We start from the raw sequence: 16,848 nt of genomic DNA, 5'->3' as shown, positions 1-16,848 counted from the left end.
CGACTTTTAACTCCAGTAATGGATATAAAAAAAGATGCCCTTAGGCATCTTTTTTAGAAAAAACTAATTATTCTTCTGAATCACTGTCTTCATCTGTGTTTAATAGTGTATTTAAAACAGATTCAACCATTTCCCATTCTTCATCAGTTTCGATTAATTGTAAATCTCCACCTTGAGGATCCATAGGATCATCACCTGCTGGTAATGCATATGCTTCAATATTTACTTCTTCATCATCTGCTTTACCTGCTGGGTAAACTAAGATGTATGATTTACCGTAATCATCTGATTCAAATGTGAATAAGACATCATATAATTCTTCGTTACCTTTTTCATCAACTAATGAAATTTGTTGTTTTTCTTGTTCGTTGTTCATTGTATACACCTCTTCTAGTTTATTGAGTTAGTTTACCCTTTTTATCAAGATATGTTTGTAAAATTAACTCGGAAGCAATCTTATCAATTACTTTTTTGCGTTTCTTTCGTGAAGTATCAGCTTTTTCGATCAGCATTCTTTCAGCTTCAACTGTAGTTAGTCGTTCATCGACAAAATCCACAGGGAGATTAAACTTTTCAATTAGCATATCACCATATCGTTTAGCAGCTTCAACTCTTGGACCTGAAGTATTGTTCATGTTCTTTGGCAATCCCAGAACAAAACCAGTAACTTGATATTTTTCGACTAATTCGGCTACTCGTTCTAGTCCAAATTGTTCTTCATCCTCATTGATTGTTATGATTTCAACACCTTGTGCAGTCCATCCTAATAAATCACTGACTGAAATTCCAACTGTTCTAGAACCAACATCCATCCCCATTAATCTCATATATTATTTACCCTCACGATCGTTATTCTTATCCAAGTAAAATCTTACTAGTTCTTCGATAATTTCATCTCTTTCATATCGACGAATTAAATTACGAGCATCATTAAATCGAGGAATATATGCTGGATCTCCGGATATTAAGTAACCGACGATTTGATTATATGGATCGTATCCCTTTTCCTCTAAAGCATTAAACACAACTAAAAGTGTGTCATGAACATTTTTAGGAGAATTGTTATTCAAATCAAAATACATTGTTTTATCTGAAGCACTCATTTATAACACCTCTAAATATATGACGTAGGTTCATTATAATTCTACTTAGTCAAAATTAAAACTTAAACATAACTAATTTTATAATTTTTCTAACCAATCAACAGCTGCGCTCATTGCTGCAGGAAGACCTTCTGGCTTAGAACCACCAGCTTGAGCCATGTTTGGACGTCCGCCTCCGCCTCCGTTAATTTCGCTAGAAATAGCTTTGATAATGTCGCCAGCTTTTAGACCATTTTTAACTTGTTCGTCACTAACAGCAACGATTAAGTTGGCTTTATCGCCACTTTGGGTTCCTAATACTAAAACATCAGATAAGTTCTTTGATCTCCAAGTATCAGCTAATTGTCTAAGTTGATCCATACCTGAAACGTTTAAGACACCAGTAATAATAGATTTACCATTAACTTCTTTGATGTCATCAAATACTGAATCAGCTTGTTGACTGGCTAATTTTGATTCTAGTTTTTCTTGTTTTTGTTGTAATTGCTTAACTTGTTCTTGAAGTTGAGCAACTTTGTTAGGCACTTCTTTAATTTGACTAGTCTTAACTTGTTCAGCAACTTGTTTTAATAATGATTCTTCATTATTTAGATAATCAAAAGCTGCCTTTGAAGTAACGGCTTCAATTCTTCTGACACCGGCACCAACACCTGATTCAGAGACAATCTTGAATAAACCAATTTCACTAGTGTTTGAAACGTGGTTACCACCACAGAATTCAATTGAATAATCTCCAGCAGAAACAACACGAACCTTGTCTCCATATTTGCTATCAAATAAGGCGATGGCTCCCATCTTTTTACCTGTTTCTTGATCAGTTTCAACAGTATTAACTGGATCAGCTTTAAAGATTTCAGCATTAACTAAGTCTTCAACTTTTTGTAGGTCTTCCTTAGTAACTGAACCAAAGTGAGTAAAGTCAAATCTTAAGTAATTTGGTTCAACTAATGATCCAGCTTGTTGAGTATGATCTCCTAGAACATTTCTAAGTGATTGATCAAGTAAATGAGTAGCAGTATGGTTGTGTTCAACTAGCGCATGGAACTTACGATCAACTTGTAATTCATATGAATGGTCTTTTGATAAGCTTGTAATAATTTCTACAGTGTGTAAGTTTTGACCGTTTGGAGCATGTTGAACATCAACAACATTAGCACAAACATTACCATTTTCATCAATAATGGTTCCTTGATCAGCAACTTGTCCACCCATTTCAGCGTAGAATGGTGTTTTATCAAAAATTACTTCAGCTTCACCTTCACCAGCTTGATCCACTAATTTTTCATCAACGATTAAGTCAATCAACTTAGCATTTTTTACTTCAAGTTGTGTGTATCCAACATATTCACTAGGAGTTTTAATATCGATTAATAGGTCTCTTTGAACTCCCATTGATTTGTCGTTACCACGAGCATTTCTGGCACGGTCTTTTTGTTTTTGCATTTCTGCTTTAAAACCAACTTCATCAACTGAGTAACCAGCATCTTCTAGGTATTCCTTTGTCATTTCAAGAGGGAAACCATAAGTATCGTATAGTTTGAAGGCATCTTTTCCTTCAACAACACTTTGATTGTTTGATTTTAAATCATCCATTAAGTCACCTAGTAGTTGTAATCCATCTGAAAGTGTTTCATTGAAACGTTTTTCTTCTGAATGAATAACCTTTTCTAGGTAATCTTTTTGTTCTAATACTTCTGGGTAGTATGACTTCATAATTTCACCCACAACAGGTACTAATTTGTATAAGAAGTCATCCTTAATTCCTAAACGATGTCCTGAAACAATCGCTCTTCTAATTAAACGACGAATAACGTATCCTCTACCCACATTTGAAGGTAGTGCTCCATCACCGATTGCAAAAGTAATAGCTCTCGCATGGTCAGCAATAATCTTAAAGTCGATATCGTCTTTAGCATCAACGCCGTACTTCTTGTCGCCACTAAATGATTGAGTTTTTTCAATAATTGGCATGAACAAATCAGTTTCGAAGTTTGTTGGTGCATCTTCGAAAATTGATACAACACGTTCTAGTCCCATCCCCGTATCAATGTTTTTTCTAGGAAGTGGTTCGTATGTGTCGTCAGGTTTGTGGTTAAATTGTGAGAAAACAATGTTCCATACTTCTAGATAACGTTCGTTTTCTCCACCAGGATAGTTTTCAGGATCATCTGGAGCTAAATCATCATATTTTTCTCCACGATCATAGAAAATTTCGGTATCTGGTCCTGAAGGTCCTTGACCAATATCCCAGAAGTTATCATCCATATCGATTAAATGATCTGGAGCTACACCAGCTTCTTGCCAGAACTTTTTAGCATCTGTATCTTCTGGATAAACAGTCATGTATAGTTTTTCTTTGTCCCATCCAAACCAATCAGGTGATGTTAGTAACTCAAAAGCCCATTTAATGGCTTCTTCTTTAAAGTAATCACCTACAGAAAAGTTTCCTAGCATTTCAAATAATGTATGGTGACGAGCTGTCTTACCAACATTTTCAATATCGTTAGTTCTAATACTTTTTTGTGAACTTGTTAAACGATGGTTCTTTGGTACTACACTACCATCAAAATATTTTTTCATAGTTGCAACACCAGAGTTAATCCATAGTAATGATGGATCATCCTTTGGAACTAGTGATGCACTTGGTTCAATTGTGTGACCATGTTGTTTGAAAAATTCCAAATACATAGCACGAATTTGACTACTATCTAATTTTTTCATAGAAATACCCTCCTATAAGCACAAAAACACCGTTGCTAGTAAAGACGCTCACGCGCGGTACCACTTTACTTGCAACGATGTTCTTTCGTATACCTCTTTAGTCTCAATAACGCTGAGAAGCGATTAATATAACAAATTCGAGATAGCACCACACTAAAGGTCATCACCTTTTTCACCAACCAAGATGTCTCTATAAATTCACCAATAGTCTAGTATGTTCTCTTTTATATAATTAAATTATATGGTTTATTAAAACCCCTGTCAAACGTTATCTGTAACGTTGTGAACTACTCTTCTTGGACTTTCTCTTACGACGTCCTTCTTCTCTTTGTTGGATACGACGATTCATTTCATCGTTTCTCTTTAGTTCTTGTTTAATCTTGTTCTTGTAACCAGGTTTTACATTTTTCTTTTTCTTCTTAATCATACCAATCATAGTTGGTTCTAGCTTATCATGACCTCGACGATGTGTCTTACGACGATTACGATCATAAGTATCTTCAACGCGATCATTCTTGATTGCCTTAGGCTTAAATGTAATTCCCATTTTTTCTAATGCATCAATTTCGTCTTCTTCATCAGGTGAATATAAGGTTACGGCTGTTCCTGGCATATTATTTCTACCAGTTCTTCCGACACGATGAATAAAGTATTCTAAATCATCTGGAATATCGTCATTAATAACGTCTGAAACCCCTTCAATATCAATTCCACGGGCAGCTAAATCAGTTGCTACAACATATTGGAATTCAAGATTTTGAATTTGCTTCATAGTACGTTTTCTTTCACGTGGATTTAAATCACCTGAAACAATTCCGACTTTTAGGCCTTGGTTTCTTAGATAATCATAAATTTCTTCCACACGTTTTCTTGTGTTGGCGAAAATTAAAACAAGATATGGTTCACCTAATGTGATTAACTTATGAATTAATTCATTCTTGTTTTGTCCCTTGGTAGAGATTAGCCAATTATCAATTGTTGGACTAATAACTGCTTGATTAGGGATATTTTCAACATAAGGATTTTCCAAATATTTCTTTAAAAATGGTTTTAACTTTTGTGGAATAGTAGCAGAAAAGACCATCATTTGAACATCTTTTCCAAAACTAGCCGCAATATTATCAATATCAGCTAAAAATCCTAAATCTAAGGTCATATCAGCTTCATCAATTACTAGTTGTGTTGCGGTATGAACTTGTAAATATTGTCCCTTGATTAAATCGTTAATACGACCTGGAGTTCCAATAACGATTTGTGGTTGTTCATTCTTTAATTTTTCGATTTGTCTAGACTTATCAGTTCCACCCACATAGTTAACGATGTGAATAGTTTTGTCAGAATGTTTAGCTAATTGCTTAGCATTATTATAGATTTGATATGCAAGTTCACGACTAGGTGTTGTTATAACTGCTTGCACTTCAAGTTTATCAACATTAAGTTGATCGAAAATTGGTAACAAGAAAGCATGAGTTTTACCACTTCCTGTTGCAGATTGTCCGACAACGCTTCTATTCTTTCTAATTTCAGGAATAATCTTTTCCTGAATTGCCGTTGGTTCTCTAAAGTTTAATTCGTCTAAAGCATCATATAAAAATGGCTTTAAGTTGTATTGCTTAAATGTACTTGGCATTCTATTCTCCTTTGTAACTAGCTACGATTTCATCTAATTTACTAATCACAGACTTAATTTCATCTTCATTTTGTGCAGCAGCACCACTAGCTAAATCATGTCCGCCACCGCCAAATTGTTTGGCTAGCTCATTAATTGCAGGGCCCTTAGAACGTAAACTGATTTTAAAAGTACCATCTTCTTTTTGAATAAATACAGCCCAAGACATTACTTGATTGATATTACCTGGTAACGGTACAACTGCAGATGTACTTTCATTAATAAGTTCATATTTCTTCAAAATTTCATCAGTTAAAACAATTGAAGCAGCACCATTATCTGTAATGTCTAGGTTTTCATAAACATATGCGGATAATCTAGCCATTGGTAAATCAATTGATGATTCAATTGTATTTACTTCTGTTGTTGAAAAGTCTAATTGAGCTAATTTTGATGCTACTCTAAATGTGTTTGCTGATGTTGATGGGTATTTAAAACGACCAGTATCTCCAACGATACCAGCATATAATAGTCGACCAGCATTGCTACTTATTTTTAATCGATGTGATGATTCAAATAAATCATAAATCAATTCGGAAGTACTTGATGCTTCCGGAACGACCCACATAATGTCACCAAATTGATCGTCATTGGGATGATGATCAATCTTAATCATCATCTTACCCTGAGTATATCTATCATCGTCTACTCTTGGTTGGTTTGCTGTATCTACAACAATAACCAAAGCGTTTTTATATACTTCATCATCAATTTCATCAGTTTTTCCTAACCAATCAAAGCTGTTATATTGCTTACCAACACAATAAACCTTTTTATTTGGAAAAGATGTCTTTATGATTTCAGCTAATCCCATTTGTGAACCATATGCATCTGGATCTGGACGTTGATGTCTATGAATAATAATTGTATCGAAGTCACAAATCGCTTTAATTATTTTTCTTTGTGGTGAAATATTCAAAAGATTTAAAATTTTGTTCATTTTTGTCCCTACTAACCTCATTATTTATCAATACCATAATTATATCATACGCGTTGACTGGTTGTTAAAGTCTTTGAAAACAAAAAGACAATCACCAGCAATGCTGATAACTGTCTTTAAAAATACTATTAAATTATTCTTTGTCTTCTTTAACTTCTGAAGTTTCTTCAGACTTAGCTTCTGCTACACGTTCTGTAACTTTAGCAACAGCAGTTAAATCAAATACTAGGTAAATACCATCACAATCTAAAGTAACTGTTTTTTCTTCTTCATTGATATCATCAACGATTCCGTGTAAACGACCAATTGTAACAACGTGGTCACCCTTTTGAAGTTGCTTTAGAGTTTCAGCATGTTTTTGTTGTTGTTTCTTTTGTGGTCTGATAACCAAGAAATACATAATCGCAAATAAAACGATTAAAATAATAAATCCACTGTAGTTTTGAATCATTTAACTCACCGTACCTTCTATAATTTAGTATATATGTTACCAAAGATTATCTACTTAGTCCAGTTTTACTTATCAAGATTATATGGGTAATTCAAGTGCGTATATCCCTCTTGGGTAACAACTCTTCCCCTTGCAGTTCTCTTAATAAATCCAATTTGTAGTAGATATGGTTCATACATTTCTTCTATCGTGTTAACTTCTTCTCCAATGTTTGCTGCTAGAGTAGAAACTCCAACCGGACCACCATTATAAAACTCAATCATGGTTTTTAATAGCTTAATATCAGTCGCATCAAGACCTTTATTATCGACGCCCAACATGGTTAAAGCCTTATCAACAATCTCAACATCCACGTTTTCTTTCTCATCAACTTGAGCGAAATCACGAACTCTTTTTAACAAACGATTGGCAATTCGAGGTGTTCCTCTAGATCTACGCGCAATTTCATGTGCACCTTGATCTACAATTTCTGTTTCAAATATATCGGCTGATCTAATTACAATGTCTTGTAAGTCTTCTACATTGTAGTATTTCATATGTTCGACAATTCCAAAACGATCTCTAAAAGGTGCTGATAATAACCCTGCTCTTGTGGTCGCACCAATCAATGTGAATGGTGGCAATGGTAAATGAACCGGATGTGCGGTTGGACCTTGCCCAACAACAATATCGACACTGAAATCTTCCATTGCAGAATATAACATTTCTTCAACCGTTTTAGGTAGTCGGTGAATTTCATCAATAAATAAAATATCACCTGGTTGAAGTTCGTTTAATAGCGCTGCCAAATCACCAGTCTTTTCAATTGCTGGCCCACTGGTAGTTTTAATATTAGTATTCATTTCATTAGCAATAACCATTGCTAATGTGGTTTTACCAAGTCCCGGAGGTCCATATAGTAATACATGATCCAACGTTTCTTCTCTCTGTTTAGCTGCTTTGATATATACAGACAATTCTTTCTTTAAATCATCTTGACCAATATATTCAGATAGGAACTGTGGTCGTAATGATTTTTCAAAAGAATCTTCCATTTGTCCCTCAATATCACCAGAGACGATGCGGTCATCATTCATTTATGAATCCTCCCTTTATAATTTGGTAACTGCTGTTAGTCCTTGTCTTAGATATTCTTCGGTGCTTGTAGCAGGAATTTCTTCTAATGCTTTACGAGCCTTCTTAATATCCTTTGCTGTATATCCTAATTCTTTAAGTGCTTCAAGTGCATCTTCTAATTCTTGATTATCAGATGTTTGATTACCAGTTGGTACACTATCATCAACATCATCAAACAAGGTTGGAGCGATATCATCAAGCTTGCCTTTTAAATCAAGAATGATTTGCTTAGCCGTCTTTTGACCAACACCAGGAAACTTAGTTAAGTAAGTAACGTTTTCAGTATTAATCGCATTTAGTAATGATTGGGGATCGTTTCCGGCAATGATTGCAAGTGCACTCTTAGGACCGATTCCAGAAACATTTAATAATTTCTCAAAGATAGATTTTAACTCTCTACTTGAAAAGCCATAAAGAGTTTGAGAAGTATCAGTAACAGATTGGTGAATAAATACTTTTACTTTTTCGGTATTGTCTACTGTATAGACATAAGGATTAGAAGTATAAACTAAGTACCCAACTCCATTAACATCTATTACTATGAAACCCGGTTGTACATCTTGAATAGTTCCATTTAAATATTCGAACATTGTTTTCCTCGCTTACATAAATTTATCTTGTCCATGTGGATCTTGAATTCGTTTAAACATTTTTTCCATATCAGTATTTGAGAAAGAAACCAGAACGGGTCTACCGTGAGGACAATTGAATGGATTATTAACAGTCGCTAACTCCTCAAGCAAATGAACCGCTTGTTTTCTATCTAAGTGGTGATTAGCTTTAATCGCTTGTTTACAACTCATCATAATGGCTGTATCAGCTCTGAAATCTGCCACTGATATATCCTTATGTGATAAGACCCAATCAATCATTTCTCTAATTGTCTCTTCTTCAGTTCCCTCAGAAATCCATGTTGGATGTTGTTTAATGATGAAACTATTATTACCAAATGATTCAATGTCTAAGCCAACTTTTTTTAGGGTCTCCAATTTTTCAGAAATAATCAATGCATCCCTATTTGGATAATTTAAAACTAGTGGGACTAATAAGTTTTGTTGGTCATCTGAAACCTCACCAATCTCTTCTCTTAATCTTTCGTAGTTAATTCTTTCTTGGGCTGCATGTTGGTCAACAATATACATGCCATCATCAGATTCACAAATTAAATAAGTTCCATGCAATTGACCGATATATAACAACTTAGGAAATCTTACTTCAGCAGGTTTGCTTTCCACTAAAATATTTTCATCCTCATCAAATGGTGAGGCCGGTTCTGAATATTTTTTAGCAAATTCAATCACATTATCATCATTTAACTGATTTCTATTTGTGATAAAAATGGAATCAATATTCGAAACTTTTAAATCAACTTCATTTTTTTGATCATCTTTAACATCCCTAGTAATATTTTGCGGATCTATGTCCTCTTTACTAGGTTCAGCGTGATTGGCAACACTATATTGATTAATTTCCATTTGTAATTGTTGATTAGTATATTTGGGCTTAACAGCTCTGTCTCTTGTCATCACATCTGGAATTAGATTTTCTTTATAAATCGTATCATAAATGGTCTTAGCAACCAAATTACATAATTGTTCTTCTTTGCTTATCCTAACTGTTTGCTTAGTTGGATGAACATTAACATCAGTTAAAATTGGATTTAATTCAATATTTAAAACAGCAATTGGATATCGTCCAACCATTAACTTTGAACCATAGCCATCAGTAATTGCCTTAAATAAAGAATAGTTCTTAATATATCTACCGTTCAAATTAATCGTAATATGACTACGGGCAGATCTGGTTAACTCAGGCAAACTGACGTATCCATTAATCGTAAAATCATTATCAGAATTACTTATCTTAATAATCTTTTTTAAATTTTTGGCTCCATAAATATCACCAATCACCTGCTTTAATTGTCCTCGTCCAGAGGTTCGTAATATTTCTTTATGATTATGAACCAGGGAGAATGCAATATCAGGATGACCAATTGCTAGACGATCAACGATGTCTGAAATTTGCGATAATTCAGTCCGAAGTGATTTCATATATTTTAGTCTAGCTGGGGTATTAAAAAATAAGTTTTCAACACAAATACTGGTTCCACGTCTTGAATCAGAAGGTTTGATATCTTCAATCTTTCCACCCTTAATGTGAATCTGGGTTCCTTCATCTCCTGTAGACGTCTTTAAATAAACATCTGAAACCGAAGCGATAGAAGGTAGCGCTTCCCCTCTAAAACCGAGTGAACGCACCATAAATAAATCTTTTTGATCATTAATTTTGCTAGTAGCATGACGTTTAAATGCAATTTGCACATCATCATGTTCAATCCCAATTCCATCATCAATGATTTCGATTTTCTTTAATCCTGCATCTTCAATATTGATATCAATTTGTGTACTTTGTGCGTCGATCGCGTTTTCTACTAATTCCTTTACAACTGAGGCAGGACGTTCGACAACTTCCCCAGCTGCAATTTGATCGGCTAAAATAGCAGACAATTCATGAATTTTATGCAAGATTATTCACCTCTATTACTTATCAATTTCTCGTTTCCATTTATATACTTCATTCATAATGTCCATAGGTGTTTTAGACATTAAATCAAGGTTCTTAATTGCCTTAATAATTTTATCATTTTCAGTCTCTTTTGGTGTTGATTTACTATCATCACCAAATAGTGATAGTTGTAAGTCATCATCAGTACTTACTTCAACTGTATCTTTCATAGGAGAAGCGTCTTCTGCCATAACGACAGGTTTAGTAGTATCGCCTTGTTCTAAGTCAGTTAAGATAACATCTGCTCTAGTTAATAATGATTCTGGTAAGCCAGCTAATTTAGCAACATGAATCCCATATGATTTATCAGCAGCACCTGCTTGCACTTTGTGTAAGAAAACTAGTTCTCCGTCTTTCTCTACAGCTCCAACATGCACATTTTTTAGTTGTTTTAATGAATCGGATAGTTCCGTTAATTCATGATAATGAGTTGAGAATAATGTCTTAGCATGAATATTGTTGTGAACATATTCGATAATTGATTGAGCCAAAGCCATTCCATCATATGTGGCTGTTCCTCTTCCAATTTCATCGAATAAAATCAAACTATTATCAGTAGCATTTTGAATTGCTTGATTGGATTCTTTCATTTCCACCATAAATGTACTTTGTCCTGAAATTAAATCATCAGCAGCACCAATTCTAGTAAAAATCTGATCAAAAATTGGCATATTTGCAGATTTAGCAGGAACAAAACATCCTATTTGCGTCATTATAACAGTCAATGCTAATTGTCTCATGTAGGTACTTTTACCAGACATGTTAGGACCTGTTATCAATAAGACGTTTGTATCAGGTTTCATAATCACATCGTTTGGAACATATGATTGATGGCCCATTACTTTTTCAACAACTGGATGTCTTCCATCAATAATTTCTAATGTATGATTGTCATTTAGAGTTGGACGAACTAAACGGTATTCATCTGAAATTGAAGCGAAACTTTGTAAAACATCTAAACTGGAAACTGCATTAGCTAGTTTTTGTAACCTTTGAATTGCTGTTTTAACTACTGCTCTAACTTCACTAAATAAATCGTATTCCAATGTTTTAGATTTTTCTTGTGCTTCAATGATTAATTTTTCTTTTTCCTTTAATTCAGGTGTAGAAAATCTTTCAGCATTCGTTAAGGTTTGCTTACGTTCGTATCTATCCTCTGGTAACTTGGCTAAATTAGCTTTAGACACTTCAATGTAATAGCCGAATACATGGTTATAACCGATTTTTAAGTTGTTAATACCAGTTAGTTCACGTTCTTTATTTTCAAGTTCCGCAATCCATTGTTTTCCATTATTCATTGCATCACGGTATTGATCCAACACATCGTTGTATCCTTCATTGATAATGCCACCCTCTGTTACTGAAATAGGTGGTTCGTTAATGATGGCCTTTTCGATTAATTCGGCAACTTCTTCGACTGGATCTAAGTCTTTATCGATTTTATCGAATGATGTTGTTTCCATTTCATCCAAAATATATTTAATTTTTGGAATCTGTTGTAATGATGTTTTTAGTTGAACTAAATCTCTCCCGTTAACTGAGCCAAAAGAGACTTTCCCTGCCAATCGTTCAAGATCATATACTTTTACCAATAAATCTTTAATTTCACTGCGTTCATAGTAATGATCTAATAAATCATTAACTTGGTTTTGTCTATTTTCAATTGATTGTTGATTAATTAAAGGATGATCAATCCATTCCTTTAATTTTCTTCCACCCATTGCAGTTTTAGTTTCATCTAATAGCCATAATAAACTACCGGACTTTTTGTTCGTTCTTAAGTTTTTGGTTAATTCTAGATTGTATTGCGAATTATGATCCATTTTCAAAAACTCAGCAGGTTGATAAGCAATCGCTGGTTTCATATGGGACAAACTACGTTTTTGAGTATCTGTAATGTAAGTAATTAATCTACTAACAACTTGTTTTTCAATTTCATTTAAGAGACTAACTACTAGATATTCCATGTCTTCTGATAATTGCATGTTATTTTGATAAGACACTAAAATACCTAGCTTATTTATAATATCAATATCATCTTGTGGTAAATCTGCATTAACGATTACTTCTTTTGTTTGTAATGTCATTAACTCATTAACCACACTATCCATACTACTTAAGACGGTTGTTTTTAATTCACCTGTGGATAGTTCAGCATAAGCAAAGCCATACTTACCATCAACATATTCAATTGAAGTTAAGTAGTTGTTTTCTTTCGCATTTTCCGCACCCATTGCAGTTCTGGTCCCAGGCGTAATTAATTGTGTTACCGCTCTTTTGACCATTCCCTTAGCAGTTTTAGGGTCTTCCATTTGTTCACAAATAGCAACTTTATAACCCTTATCGATTAATGTATCAATATAAGCCTCAACCGCCTTATGAGGAACTCCACACATTGGAATTGGGTTGTCTGCATTTTTACTTCTAGATGTAAGTGTTAATTCTAGAATTTGGGCACCTTTAACGGCATCTTCGTTAAACATTTCATAAAAGTCACCAAGACGGTAAAAAACAAAAGCATCTGGGTATTGATCTTTCACTTTTTGATATTGTTCCATCATTGGTGTTTGTTTAGCTTTACTAGCCATTTGTAATCCCCCTATCTGTTATATGGATGACTTGGATCAATTAAGATTGTTTTGATTGATCTAGCAGTTCCGTCATCCCTCAAATCAATTAAACATCCTGATAAGATTTGGTCACCTTCATTTTGTACTTCAAATCTAGTTGGTCTTTGCGTTAAGAAACGATGAATAATACTATCATATTTCATCCCTAAAACACTATTAAAAGGACCACACATTCCTACATCAGTTATGTACGCTGTTTGATTATTTAAAATTTGATTGTCATTTGTTTGAACATGAGTATGAGTTCCCACAACCGCAGAAGCTCTTCCTGTTAAGAATAATCCCATTGCCTTTTTTTCGCTTGTTGTTTCAGCGTGAAAATCTACAAAAACGTAATCGACTTCTTTTTCAATCTTATTTAATAATTCATCAATTTTTTGAAAAGGATCATCAATCGGGTCTATGAAGATTCTTCCTTGTAAGTTAACAACCGCTAGCTTCTTTCCGTTCACATTGATTACTGTGTATCCAGAGCCCGGAACATCTTTTCCTGGGTAATTCAATGGTCGTACTAAATTTTTACTATCATCAATGAAATCATAAATTTCTTCATTGTTCCAAGCATGGTTTCCTAAAGTAATGACATCAGCTCCATCATTCATTAACTGTTTATAAATCTTGTAGCTAATTCCTCTACCCACCGGTGTTGAATTTTCTCCATTGACAATTGTTACTTGTGGTTTAAAGTCGTGTTTCAATTTAGGTAAATATTGATCAACCATATCTACTCCTAAACTACCGACTACATCACCTAAAAATAGTATTCTCATCTCTATCCTCAATTCCGTTATTATATATGTACAATTTTACACCGTTTTAACCAAAATAAAAAAGGCTTATCGCCTTTTTTATTTTGCATATTCAATTGATCTTACTTCTCCTATAATTGTAACCTTGATATGTCCAGGATATTCCATATCCTCTTCAATTTTATTTTTAATATCTCTTGCTAATACTACAGCTTGAGTATCAGAAACTTTCTCTGGTTTAACAATCACTCTGATCTCACGTCCGGCTTGAATAGCATAACTCTTCTTAACTTCATCAAAGCTATCACTAATTGTTTCCAAACTTTCAAGACGATGAACAAAACTTTCAAGAGATTTACTCTTGGCACCTGGTCTAGCAATCGCAATTTTATTTGCGATATTTACTAATTCAGAAATAATAAACTTAGGTTCGTTATCTTCGTTATCGGATGCAATAGAATCAATTACTACTGGACTTTCCTTAAACTTCTTGGCTAAATCAACACCAAGGTCAATATGAGAACCTTCATTATCATTATCAGCAGAGCGACCAATTTCGTGCAATAATCCTGCGCGCTTAGCTAAAACGACATCTTCACCTAGTTCTGCGGCTAATACACCAGCTAGCTTGGCAACTTCGATAGAATGACTTAAAACGTTACGACCATGATAAATCTTAAATTTCAACTTACCAATCATCATAATCATTTCAGGACTCATTGAATGAATGCCTAAATCGAATACTGTTTCTTCACCAATTTCTTGAATCTTTTCATCAAGTTCTCGGCGACTCTTTTCAACCATTTCTTCGATTCTAGCGGGATGAATTCTTCCATCTTTAATTAGACTTTCTAGTGCCATTTTGGCTACTTCACGTCTAATTGGATCGAATCCACTTAATACTACAGCTTCAGGGGTATCATCAATAACTAAATCAATTCCTGTTAAAGTTTCAAAGGTTCTAATATTTCTTCCTTCTCTACCGATAATTCTACCCTTCATATCATCGTTAGGTAGATTAACAACAGAAACAGTAGTTTCAGAAACAATATCAGCAGCACTTTGTTGAATTGCTTCAATAACTAAATTTTTAGCGTTTTCAGATGATTCCTTACGAGCTAAATTATAACTATCCTTAACCATCTTGGCACGTTCATCTGCTAATTCTTGCTTAGTTTCATTAATAATTAGCTCTTGTGCTTCTTCTTGAGATAGCGTAGAAATATGTTCTAACTCAGCCTGACGTTGTTTAACTAGCATATCAGCTTGCTGTTGCTTTTGTTCAAGCTTCTTTTGGTTTAAGTTAAGCTTTTCTTCACGTTTGTTCAATGAATCTTCACGCTTGTCAAAAGCGTCATCTTTTCGATCTAAAGAATCTTCACGTTGAATTAGACGATTTTCTTGTCGTTGAACTTCAATGCGTCTTTGCTTAATTTCTTTTTCAATGTTAGAACGATAATGATTACTCTTTTCTCTTGCTTCCAGAATTGCTTCCTTAGCAGATGTTTGAGCTTGTCGTTTAGCATCTTCCAAAATATCTTGTGCACTCATGTGAGCCTTAGTTAATTTCTTATCAACAATCTTCTTGTTAAAAAAGATACCAACAGTAGTTCCCACCACAAAAGCAGCGATGATTGCGAGGATTATAGGTAACAAATAAGTCATAGGCTTATTACACCTCCACATCATCTAATGTTAATTAAATTTTTTTATAAGTGCATATACGTGTGCACTACTATATTTTAAATTTTACTTAGTGAAGTGTCAACACATCATATTTGTTTTTGGCAAAAATAAAAAAGCCTCGCAGCTTTTTATTCTTCACCAGTATCTAAACTAGTTTGTTCAGCAGATTCATCGCTAGTTTCTGGAATATCTTCACCCATTCCATATGCAGCACGAACCTTTAGGTTAATTTCTTCCATTTTATCTGGGTTTTCTTTCAAGAATTGCTTAGCGTTTTCACGTCCTTGTCCAATTCTTTCATCACCATATGAGTACCATGAACCAGACTTATTAATAATATCTTGTTCAACGGCCATGTCAACAAGTTCACCAGTTTGAGAAACACCTTCACCATACATGATATCAACTTCAGCACGTTTGAATGGAGGAGCTACCTTATTCTTAGCAACTTTAATCTTGGTTCTGTTACCAATAATATCAGTACCATCTTTAATTTGTTCAGCTCTTCTGATTTCTAGTCTTATAGTTGAGTAGAACTTAAGAGCACGTCCACCAGGAGTGGTTTCTGGGTTACCAAACATAACCCCAACTTTTTCTCTAATTTGGTTAATAAAGAGTGCAATGGTTTTAGTTTTATTAATAGAACCTGAAAGTTTACGAAGTGCTTGTGACATTAATCTAGCTTGTAGACCAACATGCGCGTCACCCATTTCACCTTCAATTTCAGCTCTAGGAACTAAAGCAGCAACTGAATCGACAACTACGATGTCGATTGCTCCACTTGATACTAAGGCGTCACAAATTTGTAAACCTTGTTCACCAGTATCTGGTTGTGATAATAGTAAGTCATCAATATTAACACCCAGGTTAGTTGCATATACTGGATCCAAAGCATTTTCAGCATCGATATAAGCTGCTGTACCACCTTGTTTTTGTACTTCAGCAACTGCTTGAAGCGCAATAGTAGTTTTACCAGAACTTTCTGGTCCATAGATTTCAACAATTCTTCCTCGTGGGAATCCACCTACACCTAAAGCATTGTCTAATGCTAAAGATCCGGTAGGAATAGTTGAGATTCTTGTATCCCCTCTATCACCCATTCTCATAATAGAACCTTTACCGAATTCTTTTTCAATTCGTTTTAAGGCACCATCTAGAGCTGCTTTTCGTTCATCAGCCATTAATTTGACCTCCCTTTAATAACTATTCGATATTTAT

The 16,848-nt window shown here is 34.3% G+C and carries 14 protein-coding genes; all 14 read right to left on the bottom strand.

Translation table 11 applies throughout. From position 1 onward, the window contains the following. Window positions 1–67: 67 nt before the first annotated feature. Entirely contained in the window at window positions 68–376 is a 309-nt protein-coding gene (locus RZ74_RS02540; protein WP_053949881.1) for a DUF1292 domain-containing protein, read from the bottom strand. A 19-nt stretch (window positions 377–395) separates the two neighbouring features. Next, on the bottom strand, window positions 396–827 hold the full coding sequence (gene ruvX, locus RZ74_RS02535; RefSeq protein ID WP_053949880.1) for a Holliday junction resolvase RuvX: 432 nt from the start codon (window positions 825–827) through the stop codon (window positions 396–398). 3 nt (window positions 828–830) lie between these two features. Next, window positions 831–1,103 (bottom strand): IreB family regulatory phosphoprotein, encoded by a 273-nt coding sequence (locus RZ74_RS02530; protein WP_053949879.1) that lies wholly within the window; start codon window positions 1,101–1,103, stop codon window positions 831–833. Window positions 1,104–1,181: 78 nt separating this feature from the next. Next, entirely contained in the window at window positions 1,182–3,824 is a 2,643-nt protein-coding gene (gene alaS / locus RZ74_RS02525; RefSeq protein WP_053949878.1) for an alanine--tRNA ligase, read from the bottom strand. Between the two features lie 268 nt (window positions 3,825–4,092). Beyond that, on the bottom strand, window positions 4,093–5,454 hold the full coding sequence (locus tag RZ74_RS02520) for a DEAD/DEAH box helicase (RefSeq protein ID WP_053949877.1): 1,362 nt from the start codon (window positions 5,452–5,454) through the stop codon (window positions 4,093–4,095). 1 nt (window position 5,455) lies between these two features. Further along, window positions 5,456–6,406, bottom strand: a complete 951-nt coding sequence (locus RZ74_RS02515; RefSeq protein ID WP_053949924.1) for a DHH family phosphoesterase — start codon at window positions 6,404–6,406, stop codon at window positions 5,456–5,458. Between the two features lie 160 nt (window positions 6,407–6,566). Continuing rightward, a complete protein-coding gene (yajC, locus tag RZ74_RS02510) occupies window positions 6,567–6,884 on the bottom strand; it encodes a preprotein translocase subunit YajC (protein ID WP_083437137.1) in 318 nt (105 codons plus the stop codon). 65 nt (window positions 6,885–6,949) lie between these two features. Next, a complete protein-coding gene (ruvB, locus tag RZ74_RS02505; protein WP_053949876.1) occupies window positions 6,950–7,960 on the bottom strand; it encodes a Holliday junction branch migration DNA helicase RuvB in 1,011 nt (336 codons plus the stop codon). A 15-nt stretch (window positions 7,961–7,975) separates the two neighbouring features. Continuing rightward, window positions 7,976–8,590, bottom strand: a complete 615-nt coding sequence (gene ruvA / locus RZ74_RS02500) for a Holliday junction branch migration protein RuvA (RefSeq protein WP_053949875.1) — start codon at window positions 8,588–8,590, stop codon at window positions 7,976–7,978. A gap of 12 nt (window positions 8,591–8,602) precedes the next feature. Next, window positions 8,603–10,525 (bottom strand): DNA mismatch repair endonuclease MutL, encoded by a 1,923-nt coding sequence (gene mutL, locus RZ74_RS02495; protein WP_053949874.1) that lies wholly within the window; start codon window positions 10,523–10,525, stop codon window positions 8,603–8,605. Window positions 10,526–10,540: 15 nt separating this feature from the next. Continuing rightward, window positions 10,541–13,153: a DNA mismatch repair protein MutS gene (mutS, locus tag RZ74_RS02490; RefSeq protein WP_053949873.1), complete on the bottom strand. Its 2,613-nt coding sequence runs from the start codon at window positions 13,151–13,153 to the stop codon at window positions 10,541–10,543. An 11-nt stretch (window positions 13,154–13,164) separates the two neighbouring features. Further along, the gene (locus tag RZ74_RS02485; protein WP_053949872.1) at window positions 13,165–13,965 is read right to left on the bottom strand and encodes a TIGR00282 family metallophosphoesterase; all 801 of its coding nucleotides are present in this window, start codon (window positions 13,963–13,965) and stop codon (window positions 13,165–13,167) included. A 78-nt stretch (window positions 13,966–14,043) separates the two neighbouring features. After that, window positions 14,044–15,609, bottom strand: a complete 1,566-nt coding sequence (rny, locus tag RZ74_RS02480) for a ribonuclease Y (protein ID WP_053949871.1) — start codon at window positions 15,607–15,609, stop codon at window positions 14,044–14,046. A gap of 149 nt (window positions 15,610–15,758) precedes the next feature. Beyond that, entirely contained in the window at window positions 15,759–16,811 is a 1,053-nt protein-coding gene (recA, locus tag RZ74_RS02475; RefSeq protein ID WP_053949870.1) for a recombinase RecA, read from the bottom strand. Window positions 16,812–16,848: the final 37 nt, after the last annotated feature.

Source organism: Apilactobacillus apinorum, assembly GCF_001281175.1.
GTDB lineage: Bacteria > Bacillota > Bacilli > Lactobacillales > Lactobacillaceae > Apilactobacillus > Apilactobacillus apinorum.
This window is presented reverse-complemented; position numbering and strand designations above follow the sequence as displayed.

Bases quoted from the DNA above. Each gene is read 5' to 3' on its own strand.
- RZ74_RS02540 (WP_053949881.1), bottom strand. From the start codon at position 376: ATGAACAACGAACAAGAAAAACAACAAATTTCATTAGTTGATGAAAAA.
- ruvX (WP_053949880.1), bottom strand. From the start codon at position 827: ATGAGATTAATGGGGATGGATGTTGGTTCTAGAACAGTTGGAATTTCA.
- RZ74_RS02530 (WP_053949879.1), bottom strand. From the start codon at position 1,103: ATGAGTGCTTCAGATAAAACAATGTATTTTGATTTGAATAACAATTCT.
- alaS (WP_053949878.1), bottom strand. From the start codon at position 3,824: ATGAAAAAATTAGATAGTAGTCAAATTCGTGCTATGTATTTGGAATTT.
- RZ74_RS02520 (WP_053949877.1), bottom strand. From the start codon at position 5,454: ATGCCAAGTACATTTAAGCAATACAACTTAAAGCCATTTTTATATGAT.
- yajC (WP_083437137.1), bottom strand. From the start codon at position 6,884: ATGATTCAAAACTACAGTGGATTTATTATTTTAATCGTTTTATTTGCG.
- ruvB (WP_053949876.1), bottom strand. From the start codon at position 7,960: ATGAATGATGACCGCATCGTCTCTGGTGATATTGAGGGACAAATGGAA.
- ruvA (WP_053949875.1), bottom strand. From the start codon at position 8,590: ATGTTCGAATATTTAAATGGAACTATTCAAGATGTACAACCGGGTTTC.
- mutS (WP_053949873.1), bottom strand. From the start codon at position 13,153: ATGGCTAGTAAAGCTAAACAAACACCAATGATGGAACAATATCAAAAA.
- RZ74_RS02485 (WP_053949872.1), bottom strand. From the start codon at position 13,965: ATGAGAATACTATTTTTAGGTGATGTAGTCGGTAGTTTAGGAGTAGAT.
- rny (WP_053949871.1), bottom strand. From the start codon at position 15,609: ATGACTTATTTGTTACCTATAATCCTCGCAATCATCGCTGCTTTTGTG.
- recA (WP_053949870.1), bottom strand. From the start codon at position 16,811: ATGGCTGATGAACGAAAAGCAGCTCTAGATGGTGCCTTAAAACGAATT.